Consider the following 25,004-nt stretch of genomic DNA (forward strand, 5'->3'; position numbering starts at 1 on the left):
AATTTGAAAGCTTTATTTTAAAACGTTAAGTTAGCTAATAGTCATTAAATGAAAGTAGATAACTTATCAAAACAGCCAGTTGATTGAGCTTTTTGCCTCAACCCCTTGGAACTGGAGCGCATTGTAGAGATTTTATTGGTAAGGTCAACACTTATTTTAAAAAAAGCTTATCTTTATTTTTAAACGCTCGTTATTCATACAAGCCTTGTCGTAATTGGTGTTTATACCAACAATACGTTCGATTTTTAGCACCATGTACGAGAACATGCTATTCTTTTTCTTTAACTAATTTATTCGCATAAACTTATTGGGTATCTCTATGAGTACAAATCACATCTCTAATAACATCCGCCCTTACCAAGGCATTTCTCCAAAGTTGAACAGCAGTAATTATATTGACCCTTCTGCTGTTATTGTTGGTGATATCACCTTAGCAGAGGATGTTAGTATATGGCCATTGGTTGCAGCTCGTGGTGATGTAAACCACATAAGTATTGGTCTTCGCACTAATGTACAAGATGGCACTGTCCTACATGTTACTCGCAAAAGTGAACGAAACCCTGATGGCTATCCACTAAGTATTGGTTCAGATGTGACGATAGGTCACAAGTGTATGTTGCATGGATGTATATTAGGCGATCGTATTCTAGTGGGTATGGGAGCAATTATAATGGATGGTGCCGTTATTGAAGATGACGTTTTTATTGGCGCAGGCTCTTTGGTTCCGCCAAATAAAACGCTGGTTAGCGGTTATTTATATGTTGGTAATCCTGTTAACCAAGTACGATGTTTAACGAAAGATGAAGTTGCTTTTCTTAAACAGTCTGCCTTAAATTATGTAGATTTGAAAAATGATTATATGCTTCAACTATAATTAACGCATGTTAATGTGTATCTCATTACCATCTAGATCATTATTTTCTAGCCAAAGTTCAACTATCTCCTCTAAGTCAAATTTAGTGCAAGTATCAATCTTCGTTAATAATTTTAGTTGTAATGAATGAAAGTAGACATTAATGAGCTGTCCTGATAACAAAGCAGTAAAACGCCACGCGTCTTGCTGCTTATCAAACTGCAAATCATCATTAAACAAGATCGCTTGATTCAAACCGTTACTCCTGCGCTAGTGTTGCTTGTAATTGTTCAATAACGGTTTCAACTTCTGGTTTAACACCACGCCAAACTCTAAAACTTTCTGCTGCCTGCCCAACTAACATGCCCAACCCATCAATAACTTTGCTTGCTCCCTGAGCTTTTGCCCAAGCTAAAAACGGTGTTAGTGCCTTGCCATACACCATATCATAACAAACCGTATTTTCAGTTATCAGCGAAGAAGATATTGTTGGTAGTTTTCCTGATAGACTCGCTGATGTGGCATTAATAATCAGATCATAAGTTTTTGCTGATGTTTGTTCAAATCCACAGACACTGAGTCTAGAATCATTAAATTGCTCGATAAGTGCTTGTGCTTTACTAAGGGTTCTATTGGCAATCACAATGCTGGAAGGATGTTGGGCTAGTAAAGGCAGAATCACACCTTTTGCTGCACCACCTGCACCCAGCAACAATATGTTGCTATTTGCTAATTGAACCTTATTACGCAATAAATCTTGTACTAAACCTTCACCGTCTGTGTTGTCGCCATAAATTTTACCATTGTCAAAAGTTAGAGTATTGACAGCGCCAGCCAATCTAGCACGCTCTGTCACTTCATCTGATAAAACTAAAGCTTGCTCTTTAAACGGTGCTGTAACATTCGCACCTTTACCCCCGTTAGCAATAAACTGAAGAACTGCAGTAGCAAATTCATCTGGTTCAGCAAGCTGACTTTGATAATTGAGCTCTTGATTGGTTGTGGTTGCAAACGACTGGTGAATATAAGGTGAGCGAGATTGTTTAATTGGGTTACCGAAAACAAGATATTTATCCATAAAAGTAGCCTTATAGTTAAGTTGTGGGTCGTTTATCTAACGTTTTTTATTAATTACGCAGTACTGCGCCGGTTAAACCATTGATAATCGTTGATGGCTTTGTTAACCCGGATGTTTCGCCCCTAATAATATAGTCAACTTTATCGTTAAGTTGTTGCTCCACTTCCTGCCATGTGGTGGCTGGTTTCTGTCCAGCTAAATTAGCACTCGTCGATACGATGGCTTTATTAGTCTGCTGGATTAATGAGACAACATCTTTATGGTCTGTAATGCGTACCGCAATCGAGTCAAATTTTCCACAGAGCAATGGCGAAATATTATTTGCCGGCAATACTTGCGTAATAGCATTAGGCCAACGAGATAACACTTGAACTCGTTGTGTATCGCTAAGTGCATTATCATTAACATAGGGCAAGAGTTGCGAATAATCGGTTGCCAACAATATCAACCCTTTATCGGCCGGTCTTTGTTTTATTGAGAGTAGTTTTTCAATGGCTTTTTCATTATCAGGGTCACAACCGAGGCCAAATACAGCCTCGGTTGGATAAGCGATAATTCCGCCTTGAGCAAAGATCTCAGCAGCTTTTGTGATAGTTGAAATTTTACTCATTAATAATACTTAAACCGATTAACCCAGTTTAGCTTGCATAGCATCATCTTTTGCTAACAATGCTTTAGCATTTGCAGCACGTTCTGCTTTTACTTTATCAGCCATATTTTGATCCGCCACACCTAAAATTTGCGCAGCCAAATAACCTGCATTTTTAGCGCCAGCTTTACCTATAGCTACCGTAGCTACTGGAATACCACCAGGCATCATGACAGTAGAAAGTAAAGCATCATGACCTTGTAATGGGCCATTATCGACAGGAACACCAATAACTGGACGAGTCGTCATACCAGCAACAGCACCAGCTAAATGAGCAGCTAAGCCAGCAGCACATATAAAGACTTTACAACCGCGTTCTTCAGCATCTTTAACAAAAGCTTTAGCTGCGTCAGGAGTTCTGTGAGCTGAACGTACACGAACTTCATGTGCTATATCGAACTGCTTTAAAATATCAATAGTAGCCTGCATTACAGGAAGATCTGAGTCTGAGCCCATTAAAATTGCAACAAATGGTGAAGTCATAATATTTTCTCTTACTTAAGGTTTAAAGTTATAGTTAATTTAGGGTTAATAAATTATAGCGTTTTCTGTTTATAGTCACACTGCTTTTGAGGGCAGCTTAATACCTCACCGCTGGCCATGGTGCGTTTAATTAGCACAGGCCATTTACAGCTAGGGCATAGTTGTTCAATCGGTTGGTGGTTTAATACGTATTTGCATTTAGGATACTGATCGCAAGAATAAAAAATTTTTCCATAGCGATTTGTTTTTTCTTTTAATTGGCCGACCCGCCCTTTGCTTGCACAGGAAGGACAAGCCACTCCTACTTGCGCATGCTGTTGTTCGTCTTCTATATGATGACATTGAGGATAATTAGTACAACCAATGAACATTCCATAACGGCCTTCTTTTACTGCGAGCTCATACCCACATAAGGGACAACTACTGCCTGGTAATACCGTATCTGCTACCCGCTCATGTTCAACCACTGAACGAGTATATTGACAATTGGGATAGTTAGCACAGCTAAAAAATGCACCTGCTTTACCATGCTTAATCATTAGCTCGGAACTACACTCAGGACAAACTTCATACGCTTTCTCTAACGCATGCTCATGGCGGGAAAATAGAGGTTTATCTTTGTTGTGATCAAGCGGATTTGACATGAGTTGACGACAATTACGAGTAAAGTTGTGACATATTATGCCACAACTTTTACTGAAAAAACCATAGCCAAATAAAATGACTCTATTAAAAAAGCTAAGTTACCAATTTAAAGCAAAAAATTAATGTAATGGCCCTTCTTGCTCATCAAAAATGAGATCCTCCATTTGAGAATAAGCATTTTCTTGACCGGGGACATTAAATAACACCATTAAGATAACCCATTTGAGATCGTCCATAGAGAAATGGTTGGTGTCCAACTCCATTACTCGGTCTATTACCATTTCACGTGTAATGAAATCAAGCACATTAACTTGTTCTAAAAACAAAATAAAACCTCTACTTTGAGTGTCAAGTACTTGCATTTCTTCATCGGTATACACACGAAATGATTTATTTCCTACTCGCGTTAAATAGGGATAGGTATCCGTATCTTGCAGTGCACTCAATTTTTCTAACCAGTTTAGTGCTTTGTATATTTCATCTTGATGAAATCCTGCACGAGTAAGTTCATCAGTTAAGATGTCATGATCAACCATAACCTCAGCTTCACTGTGAATATAATTTTCAAAAAGATACATTAAGATATCAAACATCACAAACCCCTTATATCGATGAGAATTATTGAGGTAGCTTTAGGTAACCTCCCGGCACCCCCACCACCAAACCATTAAGCTCTAACAATGTTAGCCGAGTTAATACTTCCTCTATTGGAAGCTTACTGCGAGAAACTACTTTGTCTACAGGCGTAATTTCAAATCCCACACTAGCCAACAATACATCAACACACAAGTCCTTATTCGTGTTTTTTTTATCTTTTATCGCCGAGCTTGTTTTAAGTGTTTGTTGTTCATGATTTAAGTGTAGCTCACTTTGCTCATCAATGCTTAGCTCTTCTATTATATCGGCCGCTTGCTCTACAAGTTTAGCCCCTTGCTTAATTAACCAGTGACAACCTTTAGCCTGTGGGTTATTAATACTACTAGGAACCGCGAACACATCACGGTTTTGCTCGAGTGCACAGCGAGCCGTGATCAACGACCCACTTTTGAAAGTAGCCTCAACCACTAATACTCCCTTACTAAGACCACTGATAATACGATTTCGTTTAGGAAAGTGACCTGCTTTGGGTGATGTGCCTGGTAAGAATTCACTCACAATAAGGCCCTGCTTGGCCTCTATCTGTTTTGCTAGCGGTTTATGTCTGGCAGGGTACACTTTATCTAAGCCAGTTGCTACCACAGCAATAGTACCTACAGTAGTAGTTAGTGCTCCCTTATGAGCAGAGGCATCTATACCTAGCGCTAAACCACTGGTTACCACAACTCCTTGTTCTGCTAATTGTTGAGCAATGAAAAATGCGGTTTCTCGACCATCAACACTTGCTGAGCGGCTACCAACAATAGCAACCTGCACCTTGTTAAGTAATTCCAAGTTACCTTTAACAAATAAAACTAATGGTGGATCATAAAGTTGTTTTAACTGCTTTGGGTAGTGTTCATCATCAAATGTGATAATTTGGCTTGAACACGCGTTACTAGATACAATAATCTCATCAATTAAGGCCCAATCTGGGTGATGAAATGCTGCAAGTTGCTTAGCGGTCAAATTATTTGCTGAGGTTAAGGGTGAACACGAAGCTTTTGCTAAAGAAAAAAGCGCTGACAACCCAAAAGAGTCGACCAACGCTAATTTTTTATGAACAGCTAACCGAGGAACAAGCTTCAAGGCTAACCAGTAATGTGTATTACTTTTTTGCACTTATCTCTTCCTTAAGATTAGTTAATCACTTTTTATTCTGGAGCGGCTAGTATATCGTGTAGTCTAGCTGGTTTTTCTGTTCTTAATATCAACGCCATACTTGCTTGTTGATATACCTTAAATACCATCAGCTCACCTAAAGGCTCCTCTGGCATTTTATAGTCTGAACCTTCAGGTGTCAGTAATCGATTCCAACGTGAAGCTTCCATGGTGTATTTAGGGCCTGTACTGGTTTCCACCACAGCAGGGCTCAATCGTTTAATAGACATCACATCACCAACACTGACTTTATGTTCAAGGCCTCGATTGATCATGACTACCTCCAACTTGCCGAACTCTCGCCCATCGCTTGCAGCTTTGATAATAGAGCCTCTAAAGGATTTATCAACCGCTTTCATTGTAAAAACAGAAGGAAACATTTGTCCTTCATGCACAGGAACAACATAGTCACCTGAGCGTATCTCACGTTTTGCTGTGCTCACTTTCAACGTGGCTGGTTCTTTTTGATCAATATTCCCCTCGTTAACTGCCTGCCCTGTAGCGACTAGATCAACATAAAAACCCAAAGACTTTTTGGTTTCAGGGTCAATAATTTCTTCACCTTTGTTATATATTGCATAGGTTTTTGATAATACTAAGTCTTGATTAACATATACTTTAAAACCATTGGTACTTGAACGGTATCCTTCATCACTACCAATAATATGAGGTAATTGTTCAAGCTGCTCAGCGCTAAATAAATGATCATATTTAATAAAAGGAGCTACCACCTCTAAAGGTAATAATTTTATTGATGTGTCTGCTTTATTTTGTTGGCGAATTTTTGGAGACCATTTAAGGCTAGGCTTAACCTTAGCTGGCTTCAAGGTTAGCATGGGCTCACCATTTTCATCAAAAACTAGGCTGATAACATCACCAGGATAAATTAAATGGGGGTTATTAATTTCCGGATTTAAGCGCCAAAGCTTAGGCCAAAGCCAAGGCTGTTTCAAAAAAACTGCGGATATATCCCAAAGGGTGTCGCCTTTGACAACAACATAAGTTTTAGGTGCATTATCGTTAATTTTCAATTGTTCTGCGAAGGTAATTAATGACAATGTGCACAAGGAGAGTGTTAATATTATTTTTTTTAGCATGTGGTTCGTTCCTTTTTGATGGTTTTTCATGCTTTTATAGAAATACTGTATTATTAGTTGCTATAATGTCAAACATAACACTCTAAAAGAATTATCGCTAACTCTTTTATCAAACATTTATAAGATTATGACTATTTTAACTGTACTACGTTTTCCAGATCCTCGTTTAAAAACAAAGGCTAGCCCTGTAAGTGAAATTACCGATGCTACTTTATCCATTATTGATGACATGTTTGCAACCATGTATGCTGAGAAAGGTGTCGGCTTAGCTGCCACCCAAGTTGATATACATCAGCGAATTGTCGTAATGGATGTTTCAGAAAACGGTGATCAACCTATCGTGTTAATCAACCCAGAAATTATTGCTAAAGGTGAAGAAACCTTAATCAACGAAGAAGGCTGTTTATCTGTTCCAGGCATTTATGCAAAAGTGGATCGACATACTAACTGCACTGTTAAAGCATTGAACAAAAACGGTGAAGAATTTACGCTTGAAGGTGAGGGTTTGTTGAGTATTTGTATTCAACATGAACTTGATCATACAAATGGTGTGTTATTTGTCGATTACTTATCGCCACTTAAACGCCAGCGCATTAAGGCCAAACTTGAAAAAGAAGCACGCTTAAACCAAGCCAACACCTAGTAAACAGGAACAACCTTTTGTTACAGCCATTAAATATTATCTTTGCAGGTACACCCGACTTTGCCGCACAGCATTTAGCTGCACTTATTAAAAGCCAACATAACATTGTTGCTGTTTATTGCCCTCCCGATAAACCTGCCGGTCGAGGAAAAAAACTCACCGCTTGCGCTACTAAGATGCTAGCGCTTGAACATAATTTAACTGTTGAACAGCCAATTAATTTCAAAGCAGTCAATGAGCAACAGATACTCGCACAATATAATGCTGATGTAATGGTTGTTGTTGCCTATGGCTTATTATTACCCGAGGTTATATTAAACACACCTCGTTTAGGCTGCATCAATGTGCATGGTTCACTATTACCCAAGTGGCGAGGTGCAGCTCCAATTCAACGTTCATTAGAAGCTGGAGACAAAAAAACGGGTGTCACCATAATGCAAATGGATAAAGGCTTGGATACTGGCGACATGATTTTAACCGCAGAGTGTGCCATAGAAAAAACTGATACGAGTGCTAGTCTTTATGAAAAACTAGCACAGCTTGGTCCAAAGGCTTTAATTGATACATTGACGTTAATGTCAAGCAATGAGCATAAAGCGACCCGTCAAGATAATACCTTAGCAACTTATGCCCATAAATTAGATAAAAGCGAAGCAGAAATGAATTGGCTGTTAACCGCTGATGAGCTTGATAGAAAAGTTCGAGCTTACAATCCATGGCCTGTGGCACAATTTACTTTTTCGCAAGGTTGTACTGAAAAAGTAAAGCAGCATAGGATTCGTATCTGGCAAGCCACTATTCAGCCACATACAACAACGGAGCCCGCCGGTACTATCATCGCCAGTGATAAGCACGGTATTGTTGTAGCAACTAAAACCGGTGCTATTTGCTTAGAGGTTTTGCAGTTACCCAATAAAAAGCCTCTGCCCGTTCAAGATATATTAAACAGCCGCGGTAACTGGTTTACAGTGGGAGCGTCTATCAATGGTGAAATAAACTAGATGACAGCACCTGCACCTCAAAAAACAGTCAACATACGAGCATTAGCTGCAAGATGTTGTTACAGCGTTATAGAACAAGGCAGAAGCCTTGGTGAAGAGCTACCTAAACAACAAGATAAAGTAGCAATAAAAGATAAAGGCTTATTGCAAGAGATCTGTTACGGCGTATTACGCTATTTACCTGAGTTAGAGCATGACGTTCGTGGTTTGATGCAAAAACCACTTACAGGGAAGCAACGTGTCTTTCACTTTTTATTATTAGTCGGTGTTTACCAAATTAAATATATGCGTATTCCTGATCATGCCGCTGTCAGTGAAACTGTGGCCGCTACTGGAGCATTAAAAAACCGCCATATGAAATCTTTGATTAATGGCGTGTTACGTAATTATGTACGTGCAAGTCAGGATAAAAATACTGACAGCAAAGCCGAATTACTTTCTGACGCGATAAAATATAATCACCCTGGCTGGTTTATAAAAAAAGTACAACTGGCTTACCCTGATAATTGGCAACAAATCCTCAGCGCTAACCAGCAAAAGCCACCAATGTGGCTCAGAGCAAACCAACAACATCATAGCAGTGAAAGCTATCAAGCATTACTGTCAAAGGCTGAAATTACTGTTCACTCCGTTGAACCTTTGACTCAAGCCATTGAATTAAAGCGCCCCTGTGATGTCAGCAAACTACCCGGCTTTTCTCAAGGTTGGGTGTCAGTACAAGATGGCGCAGCTCAACAAGCTGCTCGCTTATTGGCATGCGAACCTGGCGATGTTGTACTCGATTGCTGTGCAGCCCCAGGAGGGAAAACTTGTCATATTTTAGAACTAACCCCCAACATTAGCGCTATGACTGCCATTGATATTGAAGCCAGCCGTTTACTTAGAGTAGAAGAAAATTTGGCACGTTTAGGGTTATCCGCTAATGTCATTGCCGCTGATGCTGCCAATGCTGACACATGGTTTCAAGGTCAACTTTTTGACCGAATTTTGTTGGATGCCCCTTGCTCTGGCACGGGAGTCATTCGCCGCCATCCTGATATAAAATGGTTACGCAAAGCCACCGATATTGATGCATTAGTACTTTTACAACAACAAATATTAAAAGAAACATGGTCTTTACTCAAACCCGGTGGTACTTTACTTTATGCTACCTGTAGTATTTTACCAGAAGAGAATAGCGAGCAAATAACGCACTTTATCGATAACAATACTGATGCAAGGTTGCTTTCTATTGACAATACAGCTGCAAAAGAAAACGATGCTATCGGCTGGCAATTATTACCTGGCGTAAGCAATATGGATGGTTTCTATTACGCTAAACTATTAAAAATAAAGACGTAAAAAAACCATAAACCCCGTTTGAAAACAAGAATAGCAAATGAAAATAATCATAGTGGGTGCTGGCCAAGTAGGTGGCACATTAGCGGAAAACCTTGTTGGTGAAAACAACGAAATATCGGTTATTGATGTTGACGGTGATAAATTACGTGAACTTCAAGATAAAATGGATTTAAAGGTTGTTACAGGACAAGGTTGCCATCCGGATGTATTAAAAAATGCTGGTGCTGAAGATGCTGACATGGTCATAGCTGTTACGTCTGATGACGCAACCAATATGATCACTTGTCAAATATCTTCGTCATTGTTCAATACCCATAAAAAAATTGCCCGTATTCGCTCTAATCAAATATTAAAACATGCAGAACAATTATTTCACAAACATCATATCCCAATTGATCATGTTATTGCGCCAGAAGAATTAGTAACCCGAGATATTGCTCGACTAATTGACTACCCTGGTGCGTTGCAGGTATTAGAGTTTGCTCAAGGTCGCGTCAGCTTGGTCGCAGTTAAAGCCTATTATGGTGGCTTACTAGTTGGTCATGCATTATCAACTTTAAGAGATCATATCCCTAATGTTGATACCCGCGTGGCTGCTATTTATCGCAATGGCAAACCTATTCGCCCCTTGGGTACTACCGTTATTGAAGCTGATGATGAAGTGTTTTTTATTGCCGCCAGCATTCATATCCGTGCGGTAATGAATGAACTGCAAAAACTTGAGCCAGCTTACAAGCGTATTATGATCGTTGGAGGCGGTAATATAGGAGCAGGTTTAGCTCGTATATTAGAAAATAATCACCAGGTTAAGTTAATAGAGCGCTCACCTGAGCGTGCTGAACAACTGACATCAGAATTAAATAATACCTTAGTGTTTAACGGTGACTCTTCTGATCTAGAATTATTGACAGAAGAAAACATTGAACAATTTGATGTTTTTATTGCCGTCACCAACGATGATGAAGCCAATATCATGTCATCACTACTAGCGAAAAAGCTAGGCGTGCGAAAAACCATGGTACTTATACAACGAGATGCCTACATTGAGTTAGTCCATGGCGGAGCAATTGACATTGCCATTTCACCTCAACAAGCAACCATTTCTGCCCTATTAACCCATGTTAGGCGCGGAGCTATCGACAATGTATATAGTTTACGTGGTGGTGCTGCTGAAGCGATCGAAATAGTAGCAAAAGGAGATGATAAGTCATCAAAAGTTGTTGGCCGTGAGATTAAAAACATCAAGTTACCTCCAGGTACCACCATTGGCGCAATTGTTCGTGGTTCAGAAGTATTAATTGCTCACTCTAATACCCTTATTATAGAAGAAGATCATGTCATTCTGTTCTTAGTCAATAAGCGCTATATTTGTGATGTTGAACGTCTATTCCAAGTTAGCGCCATATATTTTTAATACTTATATTCAGCTGTTTAGCATTAAAATTAAGTTCTCCAAAAGGCTGGAGTAAATAGCACCAACAAGGTAAAAATTTCTAATCGACCAAATAGCATGGCAACAATTAACACCCATTTACTGGTATCACCAATATCTGAAAAGTTTGCCGCAACCTCACCTAAGCCGGGGCCCAAGTTGTTGATAGCTGCAGCAACAGCAGTAAAGGCGGTGATATCATCCATACCTGTTGCTAACAGTAACAACATGCAAACAACAAATACCGCAGCATAAGCAGAGAAGAAACCCCACACAGCTTCAACCACCCGATCGGGTAACACCTTTCTACCCACTTTTATACTAAATATGGCTTTAGGGTGTACCAATTTATTAAGCTCTCGCAAGCCCTGCAAATAAAGCAACAACACCCTTACCACTTTCATACCACCACCAGTGCTACCGGCACAGCCACCAATAAAACTGGAAAAAATAAGCAATACTGGTAGGAGCGTTGGCCAATCAGCAAATGAGGTTGTCGCAAAACCTGCGGTTGTACTAATTGAAACCGATTGAAACAGTGCCTGATCAAACGCCTTATCTGCGTCTTGATATGTACCAGAGCTCATCAAAACGCTAAAACAAATTAAAGTTAAAACGATTTGAATAGCAATAAACACTTTAAACTCTGGATCGTAAAAGTAATTTCTGACGGATTTACTTTGTACTACCGCATAGTGCAAAGCAAAGTTAACACCTGCAATCACCAAGAAGAACACACACACCAAATTGATCGTTGGACTATTAAAATAGCCCATACTGGCATCATGAGTCGAAAAACCACCAATAGCAATGGTAGAGAACGCATGACAAATAGCATCAAAGCCTGTCATACCCGCTAACCAATATGCGGTTGCACAAGCAATAGTGAGTGATAGATAAATATACCATAAATGCTTTGCTGTATCGGCAATGCGTGGTGTCATTTTTGAATCTTTAACTGGGCCCGGTGTTTCCGCCCGATATAACTGCATACCACCAATACCCAACATGGGTAATACCGCTACGGCGAGAACGATAATCCCCATACCTCCCAACCACTGTAATTGTTGACGGTACCACAACATTGCATGGGGTAAGCCCTCAATATGCTTTAAGATTGTTGCACCTGTGGTGGTTAAACCAGAAAAGGACTCAAAAAATGCATCGGTTATCGATAATGAAGGTTCTTCTAATAAAATCAATGGAATAGCAGAGAAGCTAGCGAGCACTACCCAAAATAGCACAACAATTAAAAAACCCTCGCGGGCTCTTAGATCCGTTTTTTCTGCTCGATTTGGGTACCAAGCTAAAAAGCCAGTACACAGACACCACAAGAAACCAAGTAAAAAAGGAACCCCTCCTCCATCACGGTAAATCATAGAAACAATGGCAGGCGGTAGCATAGTGACACTAAGAAGGGCCACTAACAAACCTAAGATTCTAATAATATTTCTATATTGCATTAAGGTTATTTTTAGTTGTTAGAAGGTTGATGGTATCATTTATTTTCTCTGTTCGAGTGTGCGTTCAAATATCGACTTAATCAACAGGCTCCAATGTTAACTTGCCTGCCGATATTGTCTTTAATTGGTATTCAACCTCGCCTAATTTAGTTAGTGGTATCAGCAAACTAAATTGTACTTGTTGTTGATATGTTTGCTCTAATACCTGCCCTTGGGCTTGGCTAATTATATGCATTACATCATTAACTTGGTTATATTGACATGCTACGGTTTTCGCCGCCATAGCTATTTTTGTTTTCGACTGTAAAAACACTAATGCCTGGCGAACACTATCCCCATAAGCCCGCTGTAACCCTCCGGTTCCGAGTTTGGTTCCACCAAAATATCTAACAACCACAGCGCAAACTTCACCAATGCCCCCTCCTTGTAACACAGCTAACATAGGTTTACCTGCGGTGCCACTTGGTTCGCCATCATCAGAATAACCATAGCCTAAGCTATCATCTGCAGCCTTAGTTAAAAATGCATAACAGTGATGGCTTGCTTGTGGGTGTGCTAGCTGATGTTTTTTTACTTCGTTTTTTGCTTCTTCAATACTTTTACATGGGCTTAAATAGCAAATAAAGCGACTGCGATTAACCACCGTTTCATGCTCAACCTCGTTAATCGCAATTTTATAGGATTTTGTCATTGATATGTTTAATCTAAACCGGAATCTCGCGTCATATTTTCATTATGCGACTGATGCACAATAATATTATCCTCTATACGTATACCGCCAAATGCCCGCATCTTGTCAACATTATTCCAATTAACTTGATCGCTATGACTTGAATCTTTAACGCCTTGTAATAGTGAGTCTATAAAATACAGACCCGGCTCAACAGTAAACGCTTGCCCTGCCTCTATCACTCTCGAAGTACGTAAAAATGGGTGCTGCTCTGGTGCATTAATATGCGTTCCTCGCTCATCAGCCATAAAACCCCCAACATCATGGACTTGCAGCCCTAAATGATGCCCTAGACCATGAGGAAAAAAGGCACTAACAATACCTGACTCGACAGCAGTATCAGCACTAACCTTGATAAAATCAAACTCGGCCAACACTTTGGCTATTTCTTTATAGGTGGCAATATGAACATCGCTATAGCTTGTACCGGGTTTTAACGCATCAACAGCGCTTAACATTAATTGATTCATACGAGCAATTAATTCAGCGAATCTATCTTGCTTAAATGAGTAAGTACGAGTGATATCGGCAGCATAGCCATTAAAATTAGCGCCGGCATCAATTAGAAAAGAACTGTGTGCTTGCGGCGCAATTGTTTCAAACGCCATATAATGCAAAATAGAACAATGCTTATTTAGCGCGACAATATTGGCATAAGGTGTTTCATTGTTGGTATAACCAATAGCATTTAAATAAGCATTTTGAATATCATACTCTGAGTTCCCCATATAAAAAGCCGCTTTTGCCGCTTGATGGGCCTTTACTGCTAACGTATTGGATTGGCGTAAACAACTCTGTTCATACGCTGTTTTATAAGCACGATGATAATGAAAATAATTCAGTAACGGTTCAGGGTTAATAACCTCAAAGCCTAATGCAGTAGCTACTTCAATATGACTGCCAATATAAGCAAGACCTGTTTTATCATAAGGCAGTAGTTTATCAACATCACTGGCTTGCTTTAATATTTTAATGGTAAAAAACTCCCCCCAGTAACTTTCATCTAAAGGGGTTATTTTATGCCAAAAATCAACCGGTTGATAATAGATTAACGTTGGTTTATCTTCGCCATTAACGATAAGCCAGCAATTAGGCGAAGCGATCAAAGGTAACCAGTGTTTAAAATGAGGGTTAACTCTAAATGGATAGGTGTTATCGTCAAGAAAAGCTTTAATCTCTTGCCCTGAATGAATAACCACCCCTTCGATATTTTCACGGGACAATGCTGCTTTAGTTCGCTTTTGCAAGCAGTCGATATGTGCTGGATATTCTTCTTTTAGCTTATTGATTAAATTACTCATTATAACCCTCCGTTAAATTTTTCCCTATCATAACACAGGCCCTTTCCGACCACACCAGAGCGCTAAGCTATAGTCTTCAGTCTGTTGTGCAGCTTTATTTACAAATAACATGGCTATCCACCTATACTCATATTGATCACTTTATCAAACAGCTCACTCACCTTCCCCGGTTGATGCTGATATATTTCTTGATAAGCTAAAACACTTTTCACATAGTTTCTGGTTTCTTTAAATGGTATGGTTTCAATCCAAATATCAGCAGGCAATGCTTTGCTGTTCTTTAGCCAACGTTTAACCCGATACGGCCCCGCATTATAAGAGGCTGTAGCTAATACTTGGTTACCATTATTCTTATCTAATAAAATTTTTAGATATTTGGTGCCCAGTTGAATATTATGGTCAGCATTGAGTAGTGACCTACTTTTAAACTTTCCTCGCTTCAAGTTTTTTGCTGTTTTAGGCATTAGCTGCATTAACCCTCTGGCTCCAACAGGTGAATGAGCATCTGTCATAAATGAGCTTTCTCTTCTAGCAATAGCAAAAGCCCATGATGGTGCTATTTTTTGTTTACTAGCATAACGGTTAATTTCATCATCAAATGCCTTTGGAAAGCGCAAGTCAACATCATCTAAATAGCCCGCCTTTGCCAAAGTGAAGATTGTTCTATCAAACCATTGATTTTCATTTGCCACTTTCGCCACAATGAGTTTTTCACGGTGCGAGAGTTGAGTCATTAAATAATTCCACTCAGACCGTGCTGCTAAATATCGCCCTAATGCATAGAATTCAAAAGCTCTTTTGGCTGCGGGTAAGCTCAATACCTTTTGTTTTTCTGCCAAAGTAAACGTTAGTGGTTTATGTTTTAAATTAGCAGGCGCACGCAGATAACTGGCAGCTAAAAAACCATAATAATGACGCTCATTAGCCAGTTGCTGTAGCAAGTAATTCCCTCGTTCTTTAGCTCCCGTTGCTATTAATGCCCGGGCATACCAATACTTCCACTTTAATTCTTCTTTGTAAGTGGTTGGCAATTGTTTTATTTCCACAATTAACCGCTGCCAATCTTGTTGCTGTAAAGCTTGTGACAACCGTTTTTGTAACATGCTTTTGCTTAATGAGTGAATATCAAGCTTATCCAGCCATAATTGCGCTGCATGATGATTTTTTGATGAAAGTGCTAAAGCAAATTTTTCAGTAATTTGCCGTTGTTGCTCTGTGGTAAAACTAAATTTTTTCTTGGCATTAATGTAACTTCGAATCGCTGTATCTGGGTAACGCCATATTAGTCTTTTTAAACCATAGGTTAGTATTTCTGTTTCTCTTATCGACTTATTAGGGAAATATTTTAACTTACTCACTTTTGCTGGATCACGGCGCACCTTATGCCACAACTTCGCTAAGTAACGCTGTTCAGGCGGTAGGAGCTTAGTTAAATATGGAATCAATGTGTGTTTACCACCATCAGCCGCTAACCCAACCCGTTGCCATACGATATCATTTGTTCGGTAGCCCGCTTTTTGCCAACGTTCAAAGAGAGGATCACAGGTTTTATCTTGTGACTTCCCAACCGTCCATAGTTTTGTTACCTCTGGTAAAACAACACTTTCTGGCATGCCTGATAACAAATCAAAGCGTAACTTATGGCAAACTAACTTTGCATTAGCCGTCGGCTGATAAGCTTCTAGAAACAATACAGTTTGTTTTTTTTGGGCTAGATAATTCAGCCATTTTTTTCTCAATGGCCAATCCAATGGGGAGCCTTGATATTTTTTTAAAAATTGTGTTATTTCCTCTGCATCTGACAAACGCATAGTATGCATCAGTCGTTTCTGATCTAAGTAAGGCTGTAATGGGTAATAATGCAGTTGATTATACAATATTTGATATTGTGCAGAATGGCTTTTTAACGCTAACCTCTCTGCCTTAATAAAATTCTTCTGTTGGGTTTTATCTACCGATAACTTGAGTGGTTTACTCGCATATAGGTTGGTACTAAAACTAACCAGGGTCAGTGTTAGTAATACTTTTGACACTAAACTAGTTAGCATTGATTAGGCTTTCCTCAAAACATAGGTGAACCACTTAAGTATAGAGCAAGACAGCCTAAATAAAAATAACGTATAATGGTTGTTATCAAATAAATTCGCCCATTAATTTACGCTAACTTATAATTAATTATGCCAAGTAATATTTTTAATCAAACTGATCATACCCTTGATGCTATAGGCTTGCGTTGCCCAGAGCCAGTAATGATGGTTCGCTTACACATTAGAAAAATCTCGGTAGGTGATACTATTTTAGTAAAATGTGACGATCCCTCAACTACCCGTGACATACCAAGCTTTTGCCGATTTATGGAGCATCAATTACTTGCTCAACAAGTTGAGACTAAACCTTTTTTATATGTGATTAAGAAGAACTAATTTTACACATTAGCTCTTCTTACTATATTGACATGGCTATCGTTTATGCAGGTAAATCTACTTTCTTCAACATAACAAAAAGCTCATCTTTTAATTTTAAACGTTGTTTTTTTCTTTGTTCAATGTATTCATCGCTGGTATTTTCCACCCCTTGCTCAATACGGTGAACTTCTTGGTTCACTTCATGATAGTCATTAAACAATCGTGCAAAATGGTTATCATTCATTTTTAAGTGGTGAATTTCTTTGTCAAACTCTGGAAATTCGTGATGAAGATCATGTTTTTGTAAGGTCATAATTTTTTCTCCTAGGTGCCGTTTCTGTCTTTATATATATCCTCTATTCATCTTTACTTTACTCCGATATTTTCTCGTGTAATTGATCTAGCTCAAGGCTCATGTATCTTGTTTTTCAGTTTTGAAATTATTAGTTGTAACTTAATATGTAGCGCTGGAACTTCTGCTGTTATCTTCACTCTAAAAATGGGTATTTCACATTAAGGAAAGGTATTTATGCGTCTTATCAACAAATTTTGGCACAACAATAAATTATTCATTATTTTCATCCTACTAATGTCTGTTTTTCGCAGCGCCGTTGCCGATTGGTATACCGTTCCGACTGCCTCTATGCAGCCAACTATTCAAATTGGTGATCGTGTTATCGTCAATAAAATGGCCTATGATCTCAAGCTACCCTTTAGTCAATATTCGCTATTGACTACAGCTGAGCCACAGCGAGGAGAAATTGTAGTATTTGAATCCGATGCCGCTGACAATCGTTTAATTAAACGTATGATTGGCTTACCCGGGGATGTGATTACCATGCGCAAAGACAAACTTTACATCAATGGTAAAGCGCTTCGCTATCAGGTAGCCAAAAGTAATGCTGAGGAGTTATTTGCTACCGAGCAAGTTGATACTATTAGCCATACCGTTCGTATCGATAATACTAGTAGTAATGTGCTGAGTAGTTTTGGACCCATAACTGTGCCAGACAACCACTACCTTGTTCTTGGTGATAATCGCCGTAATAGCGCTGACTCACGTGTTTATGGCTTTGTACCTCGCCATGAACTAAAAGGTAAAGCAACCGCTATTGCCTTCTCTTTTGATTATGATAATTATTACTTACCTAGAAAGAACAGGTTTTTTAAAGACATTTATTCTATTTGATTTTTGCCTAATAAAAAGGGCATCTTTTGATGCCCTTTATCGTTTACCTTATCTTTGTCATTTTTTATAATTGTGAAATATCGGCAATCGCAAAGAAGCTATTGCGTATTTCATTGAGTAAAGTTAAGCGATTTATTTTTACTGCTTCATCATCACTCATTACCATAACATTATCAAAAAATGTATCTATGGGTGCTTTTAATTGCGCAAGCTCTGTTAACGCCGCTTGATAATCTTTTACTACCATTAGCGGTGTTACCTTAGATTTAACCACAGTAAACACTGTTGCTAGTTCTTTTTCTGCTTGTTCAGATGCAAGTTCGACTTTAAACTGGTCATACAGTTGCCCGTCAAATTTAGCTAAAATATTACCTACGCGCTTATTGGCTGCAGCTAAGGTCTCTGCTTCAGGCAATTGGCCAAAATAACTCACCGCTTTAATGCGTTTATCAAAATCTAATGGCGCACTTGGTTTTTTAGCTAGTACCGCTTGAATAACATCTACTGCAATACCCTGCTCTTGATAAAAGGCGCGGAAACGACCCATAACAAAATCAAGTACATTTTCAGCGGTATTAGCATTCGTTAACTTGTCACCATCTACGCCTCCAAATAAGGCAATACTTTCGCTAATAAGCGTAGCAAGGTCTAAATCAAGCTGTTTTTCGATGATAATACGTATGACACCAATAGCTGCTCTTCGCAGTGCAAACGGGTCTTTATCGCCCTTAGGCGGCTGATTTATACCAAAGATACCCACTAAGGTGTCAATTTTATCACTAATAGCAACCGCACAACCAATATTAGCTTCAGGTAAACTATCACCGGCATATCTTGGTCGATATTGATCTTCTAATGCTTGTGCTATTGCTGGGCTTTCACCGTCATTGGTAGCATAGTACTTGCCCATGGTGCCTTGCACCTGTGGAAATTCTAACACCATGTCTGACATGAGATCGGTTTTACTTAATAAACCCGCACGGTAAGCATCATCAGTATTTTCACCTAATTGTCCGGCAATAACCTTACTTAACTGGGCAATACGTTCAGATTTCTCTTTTAACGTACCCAGTTGTTTTTGAAACAGCACGTTTGCTAGAGTCGATAAGCGCGATTCTAGCGTTTGCTTCTGATCAGTTTTAAAGAAAAACTCAGCATCAGCTAATCGTGGGCGAATGACCTTCTCATTACCAAAAATAACTTTTTCTGGATCTTTAGACTCAATATTACTGACAAAAATAAACTTATTCACCAGTTCACCAGCTTTAGTAGTGACAGGGAAATATTTTTGGTGATCTTTCATTGAATAAATCAACGGCTCTGCCGGTACATTTAGGAATTCAGCATCAAAAGTACCAACGAGTGTTACCGGCCACTCAACTAAAGAGGTCACTTCTTCTAGCAAATCAGCATCAATTAATGGCACCGTATCCATTTCTGTCGATACTTGCTTAATTTGTGCAACAATCTTATCTTGGCGCGCTTGATAATCTACCTCTACAAATGCTTTCGCTAATGCGGCCTGGTAGTCATTGGCATGGTTGAGGGTAATTAAACCCTGGTGATGGAACCTATGCCCTTGAACTTGGTTACTAGAATCAACACCTAATGCCGAACCTGCTATTACTTGCTCACCATACATCATAGTTAATGTGTGTACTGGGCGAATAAATTGCGTGCGCTCAGCACCCCATCGCATTGGTTTAGCAATTGGTAGTTTGGTTAAAGCATTTGAGACCATGGCGGGTACCAGTTCGCTTATTTTCTTACCTGCCACAGTTGCTTTATAGAGTAACCACTCACCTTTAGGTGTGATTAATCGCTCGGCCTGTTCAACACTAATACCGTTTGAACGAGCCCATCCTTCAGCCGCCTTGCTCGCTTGACCTTGTTCATTAAAGGCGACATTTACCGCAGGACCCCGTTTTTCTACAATTTTATCCTGTTGCTTAGCAACCAAGCCTGTAACTTGTACCGCTAATCGACGTGGTGTAGCAAACCATTTAATATCGCTATAAGCTAAATCGGCACTGTCTAGCTGGTTTTTCATATTTTCGAAGAACGCGGTCGCTAATGTTTTAAGTGATTTAGGGGGTAATTCTTCTGTGCCTAATTCGATAAGGAGAGTTTCACTGCTCATTATTTTTCTCCTTTAGTTTTTGCTGACTGTACTGTGTTATCGCGCTCACCATTGGTACACAAAGGAAAGCCTAATTCTTCACGTTTTGCGTAATAAGCTTCGGCACACGCTTTCGACAAAGTACGTACACGTAGAATATAGCGTTGACGTTCTGTCACAGAAATAGCGTGACGTGCATCAAGTAAATTAAAGGCATGTGAAGCTTTCATCACTTGTTCATAGGCCGGTAACGGCAAGTTAGCGGCAATAAGTTTTTGGCTATCTTTTTCACATTGGTCAAATTGTGCAAATAATGCATCAACATCGGCATGTTCAAAGTTGTAAGTTGACTGCTCTACTTCATTTTGATGAAAAACATCACCATAATACACTTTGCCCATAGGGCCATCTGCCCAAACTAAGTCATAAATACTATCGACATTTTGAATATACATAGCTAAGCGCTCTAAGCCATAGGTAATTTCGCCCGTCACAGGAGTACACTCTAATCCCCCTACTTGTTGGAAGTAGGTAAACTGTGTTATTTCCATACCATTTAGCCAAATCTCCCAACCTAAACCCCAAGCACCTAATGTTGGTGATTCCCAGTTGTCTTCAACAAATCGTATATCATGAACTAATGGATCAATCCCTAGTTCTTTCAGTGAGTTAAGATACAACTCTTGAATGTTTTTAGGAGACGGCTTTAACATCACTTGAAATTGATAGTAATGTTGTAAACGGTTTGGATTCTCACCATAACGACCATCTGTCGGACGTCGACAAGGCTGAACATAGGCACTGCTAATTGGCTCTGGACCAATCGAGCGTAAAAATGTCATTGGGTGGAATGTTCCAGCCCCTACTTCTAAGTCTAACGGTTGTACGATTACGCAACCTTGACGTGACCAATAGTCTTGCAATTGCAAGATAAGGCCTTGAAATGTATTACAATTAAAACTAGTCATGTGTTTTCAAGTTCACTTTTGTTTAGAGTATAAACACACACAATTGGTGTATTATTTAGAAAGTAAAATGCTCGGTTATGATGACCGAGCATATATAATGTTATTTGCTGTAAAAATTGTATTTACCCAGATTAGAAATCTAGATTTTCAACTTTTAACGCGTTATCTTCTATGAATTTTCTACGCGGCTCAACATGATCACCCATTAAGGTATTAAATAATTGATCAGCGGCAATAGCATCTTCAATTGTCACCTGCAACATCCTACGTGTTTCTGGATCCATAGTAGTTTCCCAAAGCTGTTCAGGATTCATCTCACCCAAACCTTTATAGCGTTGGATATATTGACCTCGTTTAGATTCAGCCATTAACCAATTAAGCGCATCTTCAAAACTCGTCACTGGCTTGGTTTTCTCTCCACGCTTAACATAAGCTCCCTCTTCCATCAGGCCGTTAATCGCATCATTTAACGACGTGATTATAGCAAATTCATTAGAGTGGATAAACTCATAGCTACAGCTATAACTCTTATCTATACCATGCATACGCACATTAAACTTCGGATAGTAAATATTACGTTCGGTGTTATGTTCAACACTGATAGAATATATAGAGCCATTACCATCTTGTTCATTCAGTTGGGTAATTAAATCTTTAGCCCAAACTTCTACCTTATTTTTATCAGTAAAGTCTGCTTTTGTAATATTTTGGCTATAGATCATTTTTTCTAAAATGTCTGCTGGGATTTGCCTTGCTATGCGCTTAATGGTTTCCATACCTTTACGGTACTGATTCACCAATTGCTCTAAAGCTAAGCCTGAAATTGCTGGTGCATCTTCATTAACATGAATTGAGGCATTATCTAGTGCTAATGTGGTTAAGTATTCTGTTAACGCTTCATCATCTTTAATGTAACGCTCTTGTTTGCCTTTTTTTACTTTATATAAAGGAGGCTGCGCAATGAAGATATGGCCTCGCTCCATTATTTCAGGCATTTGGCGATAGAAAAACGTCAATAACAATGTACGTATGTGTGAACCATCAACATCAGCATCGGTCATAATGATGATACTGTGATAACGTAGCTTTTCTGGATTATATTCATCACGACCAATACCACAACCTAATGCTGTGATTAAGGTACCAACTTCTTGTGATGATATCATTTTGTCAAATCTTGCTTTTTCTACGTTAAGGATTTTACCTTTTAACGGTAAAATTGCTTGGTTCTTGCGATTCCTTCCCTGCTTGGCCGATCCGCCAGCAGAGTCCCCTTCCACAATGTAGATTTCTGAAAGAGCGGGGTCCTTTTCTTGACAGTCAGCTAGCTTACCCGGTAAACCCGCAATATCTAGTGCCCCTTTACGACGTGTCATTTCACGCGCTTTACGAGCCGCTTCACGGGCTCTTGCAGCATCAACAATTTTCATAATAATGGTGCGAGCAACAGCGGGCTTTTCTAATAGGTATTCACCTAGTTTTTCACCCATCGCTTGTTCAACGGCAGTTTTAACCTCAGATGATACTAGCTTATCTTTAGTTTGAGATGAGAATTTAGGATCTGGAACTTTAACCGAAATTACTGCTGTTAATCCTTCACGTGCATCATCACCAGATGCGCTTGTTTCGGTACTTCCACCCTTCTTGGTTTTATTTAAACCTTCTTTAACCATATAGCTATTTAAGGTTCGAGTAAGTGCTGTTCTAAAACCGCTTAAGTGAGTACCACCATCTCGCTGTGGAATATTATTAGTAAAACAATGTATGTTTTCTTGGAAGCCGTCATTCCACTGCATTGCAACTTCAACAATTATGCCATCGTCTCTTTCTAAATCGAAATAGAATATTTCTTCATTTACTGGGGTTTTGTTAGTATTTAAATAATCTACAAAAGCCTGAATACCACCATCAAATTTAAAGTGGTCTTCTTTTCCCTCTTCTCGTTCATCAATTAATTTAATTGATACGCCTGAGTTCAAGAATGATAATTCACGAATTCTTTTTACTAATAAGTCATAGTGAAATAGCACATCTGAGAAGGTTTCTTCACTTGGCCAAAACCTAACTTCGGTTCCTGTTTTATCACTTTCACCAACAACCTTTAAAGGTTCATCTGGAATACCAATGGAATAGAACTGTTCATAAAGTTTACCTTCACGACGAATATTTAGTTTAAGTTTACTACTCAAGGCATTTACAACTGAAATACCGACCCCATGCAGACCACCAGATACCTTGTAACCTGAATCTTCACCACCAAACTTACCACCAGCATGTAAAACTGTCATAATAACTTCAGCTGCTGACACACCTTCTTCGGGGTGAAGTTCTGTAGGAATCCCTCGGCCATCATCTTTAACTGATACAGAGCCATCTAAATGGATTGTAACGATAATATCACTACAATGCCCAGCTAAGGCTTCATCTATGGAGTTATCTAAAACCTCAAAGACCATATGATGTAAACCTGTACCATCATCAGTATCACCAATATACATGCCCGGTCTTTTACGAACCGCATCTAAGCCTTTAAGTACTTTAATACTCGCCGAATCATATTCATTTTCTACTGTCATAGTTTTAGCCTATTCAATTACACTTTCTGAATTTTACATTCAGAATCATTTAGATATATTTCTGATATTTCACCATGTTCCACGTGAAACATTTTATAATATTCTACTGGTTGTTGCACTAACTTGCCTGGAATATCATTAACATCGTCATAATCACCTTCGCAAGATAACTGTTGCAAAAATGGCGAGATCACTGATCGTTCTATAGCGGTTATTACCACCTGACATTTAATCGATGAGAGAGCTTTCGATAAAGCACTTCGTGATTTGTTATCAAGTTCCGCACCAACATCATCAATTAATACAATTGGTTTTACTCGCTCAACTCTTTCAATAAGCTTTGCTTGTGCAAAAGTTAAAGCGAGTAAAAACAACTTTTGTTGACCACGTGAAAGTTGAGTTTCTATGGGTCGTTTATCTAATAAAAACTTAACATCGAATTTATGAGCACCATATAGGGAGTGCCCATAATTCATTTCACGTGATTTATTATTGGCAAGGGCATCATCTAAATTACTGGTTAATGGCCAGCCTTGGAGATATTGCACTCTTACCCTGCTTTCTATATTTGGCAGTAAAATAGCTAACCAAAGATCTAATTCTATCGTCAAATTTGCAACATACTCTTGCCTTATTTCGGCAACTTCAACAGAAGATTTACAAAATTGTTCGGTCCAATATCTAAATACAGAATTCCAATCGCTTGAGTTATTGCAAACCTTTAAGCAAGCATTTCTTTGCTTAAGAATTCTCGAAAACTTTTTCCACTGTTGAGGAAAACTATGTTTCACGTGAAACATGCCCAGATCAACAAAGCGCCTTCTCTCTTTGGGACCTCCAAAAAACAGTTTAAAGCTTTCGGGCGTTACAATTTGAATAGCGATATGCTGAGCCAAGTCGGACAATCGATTATGGCGCTCACCATCAATTTTGATAAGTGTTGTGCCTTTACTAACATCCCTACTTAAACCAAACTGTCTATTATTTTCATCTTTAATACTTACAACAAAATCTTTACTGTCGTGGCAAACAATATCATCAACTCTACTAGTTCTAAATGATTTGCCATGACCGATAAAAAACAGAGCTTCTAAAACACTGCTTTTACCACTGCCATTCTCACCAATAATAAAATTTAACTCACCGTGAAGATCAACAGATGCGCTACATAAATTACGAAAACTATGGGTGATTAACCTAGTAACACTCATTTAGAAAGAATTAAAACCAGCGT

Annotated in this window: 24 protein-coding genes; 7 read left to right on the forward strand and 17 right to left on the reverse strand. The window is 39.0% G+C overall.

What is annotated here, in order from left to right; translation table 11 throughout:
- The first annotated feature begins 319 nt into the window (after positions 1–319).
- A complete protein-coding gene (locus ABXG98_RS04285; RefSeq protein ID WP_353537463.1) occupies positions 320–874 on the forward strand; it encodes a gamma carbonic anhydrase family protein in 555 nt (184 codons plus the stop codon).
- Here the strand turns inward: ABXG98_RS04285 and ABXG98_RS04290 are convergent, their stop codons facing one another.
- The 8 genes from ABXG98_RS04290 to ABXG98_RS04325 form a co-directional block, all read right to left on the reverse strand.
- The gene (locus ABXG98_RS04290; RefSeq protein WP_353537464.1) at positions 875–1,108 is read right to left on the reverse strand and encodes a hypothetical protein; all 234 of its coding nucleotides are present in this window, start codon (positions 1,106–1,108) and stop codon (positions 875–877) included.
- Between the two features lie 4 nt (positions 1,109–1,112).
- Positions 1,113–1,931 carry a shikimate dehydrogenase gene (gene aroE / locus ABXG98_RS04295; protein WP_353537465.1) on the reverse strand — a complete coding sequence of 273 codons (819 nt, stop codon included), beginning with the start codon at positions 1,929–1,931 and terminating at the stop codon, positions 1,113–1,115.
- A gap of 49 nt (positions 1,932–1,980) precedes the next feature.
- Positions 1,981–2,532, reverse strand: a complete 552-nt coding sequence (gene tsaC / locus ABXG98_RS04300; RefSeq protein WP_502901542.1) for an L-threonylcarbamoyladenylate synthase type 1 TsaC — start codon at positions 2,530–2,532, stop codon at positions 1,981–1,983.
- A gap of 27 nt (positions 2,533–2,559) precedes the next feature.
- Positions 2,560–3,063 (reverse strand): 5-(carboxyamino)imidazole ribonucleotide mutase, encoded by a 504-nt coding sequence (gene purE, locus ABXG98_RS04305; protein ID WP_353537467.1) that lies wholly within the window; start codon positions 3,061–3,063, stop codon positions 2,560–2,562.
- A gap of 53 nt (positions 3,064–3,116) precedes the next feature.
- Positions 3,117–3,707, reverse strand: coding sequence for a DNA topoisomerase family protein (locus ABXG98_RS04310; protein WP_353537468.1), 591 nt, complete (start codon positions 3,705–3,707; stop codon positions 3,117–3,119).
- Positions 3,708–3,827: 120 nt separating this feature from the next.
- The gene (locus ABXG98_RS04315; protein ID WP_353537469.1) at positions 3,828–4,301 is read right to left on the reverse strand and encodes a DUF494 family protein; all 474 of its coding nucleotides are present in this window, start codon (positions 4,299–4,301) and stop codon (positions 3,828–3,830) included.
- Between the two features lie 25 nt (positions 4,302–4,326).
- A complete protein-coding gene (dprA, locus tag ABXG98_RS04320) occupies positions 4,327–5,466 on the reverse strand; it encodes a DNA-processing protein DprA (RefSeq protein WP_353537470.1) in 1,140 nt (379 codons plus the stop codon).
- Between the two features lie 32 nt (positions 5,467–5,498).
- Positions 5,499–6,602 (reverse strand): LysM peptidoglycan-binding domain-containing protein, encoded by a 1,104-nt coding sequence (locus ABXG98_RS04325; RefSeq protein ID WP_353537471.1) that lies wholly within the window; start codon positions 6,600–6,602, stop codon positions 5,499–5,501.
- 127 nt (positions 6,603–6,729) lie between these two features.
- On the opposite strand from ABXG98_RS04325, the gene def reads away from it, so the two are divergent.
- The 4 genes from def to trkA are packed head-to-tail and all read left to right on the forward strand — an operon-like array spanning position 6,730 to position 11,001.
- Positions 6,730–7,245 (forward strand): peptide deformylase, encoded by a 516-nt coding sequence (gene def / locus ABXG98_RS04330; RefSeq protein ID WP_353537472.1) that lies wholly within the window; start codon positions 6,730–6,732, stop codon positions 7,243–7,245.
- 17 nt (positions 7,246–7,262) lie between these two features.
- Positions 7,263–8,246 carry a methionyl-tRNA formyltransferase gene (gene fmt, locus ABXG98_RS04335; protein WP_353537473.1) on the forward strand — a complete coding sequence of 328 codons (984 nt, stop codon included), beginning with the start codon at positions 7,263–7,265 and terminating at the stop codon, positions 8,244–8,246.
- Positions 8,247–9,587, forward strand: coding sequence for a 16S rRNA (cytosine(967)-C(5))-methyltransferase RsmB (gene rsmB / locus ABXG98_RS04340; protein WP_353537474.1), 1,341 nt, complete (start codon positions 8,247–8,249; stop codon positions 9,585–9,587).
- A 37-nt stretch (positions 9,588–9,624) separates the two neighbouring features.
- The gene (gene trkA, locus ABXG98_RS04345) at positions 9,625–11,001 is read left to right on the forward strand and encodes a Trk system potassium transporter TrkA (RefSeq protein WP_353537475.1); all 1,377 of its coding nucleotides are present in this window, start codon (positions 9,625–9,627) and stop codon (positions 10,999–11,001) included.
- A gap of 29 nt (positions 11,002–11,030) precedes the next feature.
- Here the strand turns inward: trkA and ABXG98_RS04350 are convergent, their stop codons facing one another.
- The 4 genes from ABXG98_RS04350 to ABXG98_RS04365 all read right to left on the reverse strand — a co-directional run bounded on the left by ABXG98_RS04350 (position 11,031) and on the right by ABXG98_RS04365 (position 16,561).
- On the reverse strand, positions 11,031–12,482 hold the full coding sequence (locus ABXG98_RS04350) for a TrkH family potassium uptake protein (RefSeq protein WP_353537476.1): 1,452 nt from the start codon (positions 12,480–12,482) through the stop codon (positions 11,031–11,033).
- 76 nt (positions 12,483–12,558) lie between these two features.
- Positions 12,559–13,173, reverse strand: coding sequence for a YigZ family protein (locus tag ABXG98_RS04355; protein WP_353537477.1), 615 nt, complete (start codon positions 13,171–13,173; stop codon positions 12,559–12,561).
- Positions 13,174–13,181: 8 nt separating this feature from the next.
- The gene (gene pepQ / locus ABXG98_RS04360; RefSeq protein WP_353537478.1) at positions 13,182–14,513 is read right to left on the reverse strand and encodes a Xaa-Pro dipeptidase; all 1,332 of its coding nucleotides are present in this window, start codon (positions 14,511–14,513) and stop codon (positions 13,182–13,184) included.
- Positions 14,514–14,626: 113 nt separating this feature from the next.
- On the reverse strand, positions 14,627–16,561 hold the full coding sequence (locus tag ABXG98_RS04365; RefSeq protein WP_353537479.1) for a transglycosylase SLT domain-containing protein: 1,935 nt from the start codon (positions 16,559–16,561) through the stop codon (positions 14,627–14,629).
- Between the two features lie 129 nt (positions 16,562–16,690).
- On the opposite strand from ABXG98_RS04365, the gene tusA reads away from it, so the two are divergent.
- Complete coding sequence (gene tusA, locus ABXG98_RS04370; RefSeq protein ID WP_353537480.1) at positions 16,691–16,936, forward strand: sulfurtransferase TusA; 246 nt, start codon at positions 16,691–16,693, stop codon at positions 16,934–16,936.
- A gap of 43 nt (positions 16,937–16,979) precedes the next feature.
- On the opposite strand, the gene ABXG98_RS04375 is transcribed toward tusA, so the two are convergent.
- Positions 16,980–17,231 carry an HP1242/YdcH family protein gene (locus ABXG98_RS04375; protein ID WP_353537481.1) on the reverse strand — a complete coding sequence of 84 codons (252 nt, stop codon included), beginning with the start codon at positions 17,229–17,231 and terminating at the stop codon, positions 16,980–16,982.
- 216 nt (positions 17,232–17,447) lie between these two features.
- On the opposite strand from ABXG98_RS04375, the gene lepB reads away from it, so the two are divergent.
- Entirely contained in the window at positions 17,448–18,107 is a 660-nt protein-coding gene (gene lepB, locus ABXG98_RS04380) for a signal peptidase I (protein ID WP_353537482.1), read from the forward strand.
- Positions 18,108–18,171: 64 nt separating this feature from the next.
- Here the strand turns inward: lepB and glyS are convergent, their stop codons facing one another.
- The 4 genes from glyS to recF all read right to left on the reverse strand — a co-directional run bounded on the left by glyS (position 18,172) and on the right by recF (position 24,981).
- Positions 18,172–20,247, reverse strand: coding sequence for a glycine--tRNA ligase subunit beta (gene glyS, locus ABXG98_RS04385; protein WP_353537483.1), 2,076 nt, complete (start codon positions 20,245–20,247; stop codon positions 18,172–18,174).
- Positions 20,247–21,194, reverse strand: a complete 948-nt coding sequence (glyQ, locus tag ABXG98_RS04390) for a glycine--tRNA ligase subunit alpha (protein ID WP_353537484.1) — start codon at positions 21,192–21,194, stop codon at positions 20,247–20,249. Before glyQ ends, glyS begins: the two co-directional genes overlap by 1 nt.
- 131 nt (positions 21,195–21,325) lie before the next feature.
- On the reverse strand, positions 21,326–23,770 hold the full coding sequence (gene gyrB / locus ABXG98_RS04395) for a DNA topoisomerase (ATP-hydrolyzing) subunit B (RefSeq protein ID WP_353537485.1): 2,445 nt from the start codon (positions 23,768–23,770) through the stop codon (positions 21,326–21,328).
- Positions 23,771–23,787: 17 nt separating this feature from the next.
- Entirely contained in the window at positions 23,788–24,981 is a 1,194-nt protein-coding gene (gene recF / locus ABXG98_RS04400) for a DNA replication/repair protein RecF (RefSeq protein WP_353537486.1), read from the reverse strand.
- Positions 24,982–25,004 lie beyond the last annotated feature (23 nt).

The organism is Colwellia sp. KU-HH00111 (assembly GCF_040362745.1).
Taxonomy (GTDB): Bacteria; Pseudomonadota; Gammaproteobacteria; order Enterobacterales; family Alteromonadaceae; genus Colwellia.

Coding starts and splice junctions, on each gene's coding strand:
- ABXG98_RS04285 (WP_353537463.1), top strand. CDS start 320: ATGAGTACAAATCACATCTCTAATAACATCCGCCCTTACCAAGGCATT.
- aroE (WP_353537465.1), bottom strand. CDS start 1,931: ATGGATAAATATCTTGTTTTCGGTAACCCAATTAAACAATCTCGCTCA.
- purE (WP_353537467.1), bottom strand. CDS start 3,063: ATGACTTCACCATTTGTTGCAATTTTAATGGGCTCAGACTCAGATCTT.
- ABXG98_RS04310 (WP_353537468.1), bottom strand. CDS start 3,707: ATGTCAAATCCGCTTGATCACAACAAAGATAAACCTCTATTTTCCCGC.
- ABXG98_RS04315 (WP_353537469.1), bottom strand. CDS start 4,301: ATGTTTGATATCTTAATGTATCTTTTTGAAAATTATATTCACAGTGAA.
- ABXG98_RS04325 (WP_353537471.1), bottom strand. CDS start 6,602: ATGCTAAAAAAAATAATATTAACACTCTCCTTGTGCACATTGTCATTA.
- def (WP_353537472.1), top strand. CDS start 6,730: ATGACTATTTTAACTGTACTACGTTTTCCAGATCCTCGTTTAAAAACA.
- rsmB (WP_353537474.1), top strand. CDS start 8,247: ATGACAGCACCTGCACCTCAAAAAACAGTCAACATACGAGCATTAGCT.
- trkA (WP_353537475.1), top strand. CDS start 9,625: ATGAAAATAATCATAGTGGGTGCTGGCCAAGTAGGTGGCACATTAGCG.
- ABXG98_RS04350 (WP_353537476.1), bottom strand. CDS start 12,482: ATGCAATATAGAAATATTATTAGAATCTTAGGTTTGTTAGTGGCCCTT.
- ABXG98_RS04355 (WP_353537477.1), bottom strand. CDS start 13,173: ATGACAAAATCCTATAAAATTGCGATTAACGAGGTTGAGCATGAAACG.
- pepQ (WP_353537478.1), bottom strand. CDS start 14,513: ATGAGTAATTTAATCAATAAGCTAAAAGAAGAATATCCAGCACATATC.
- ABXG98_RS04365 (WP_353537479.1), bottom strand. CDS start 16,561: ATGCTAACTAGTTTAGTGTCAAAAGTATTACTAACACTGACCCTGGTT.
- tusA (WP_353537480.1), top strand. CDS start 16,691: ATGCCAAGTAATATTTTTAATCAAACTGATCATACCCTTGATGCTATA.
- ABXG98_RS04375 (WP_353537481.1), bottom strand. CDS start 17,231: ATGACCTTACAAAAACATGATCTTCATCACGAATTTCCAGAGTTTGAC.
- lepB (WP_353537482.1), top strand. CDS start 17,448: ATGCGTCTTATCAACAAATTTTGGCACAACAATAAATTATTCATTATT.
- glyS (WP_353537483.1), bottom strand. CDS start 20,247: ATGAGCAGTGAAACTCTCCTTATCGAATTAGGCACAGAAGAATTACCC.
- glyQ (WP_353537484.1), bottom strand. CDS start 21,194: ATGACTAGTTTTAATTGTAATACATTTCAAGGCCTTATCTTGCAATTG.
- gyrB (WP_353537485.1), bottom strand. CDS start 23,770: ATGACAGTAGAAAATGAATATGATTCGGCGAGTATTAAAGTACTTAAA.
- recF (WP_353537486.1), bottom strand. CDS start 24,981: ATGAGTGTTACTAGGTTAATCACCCATAGTTTTCGTAATTTATGTAGC.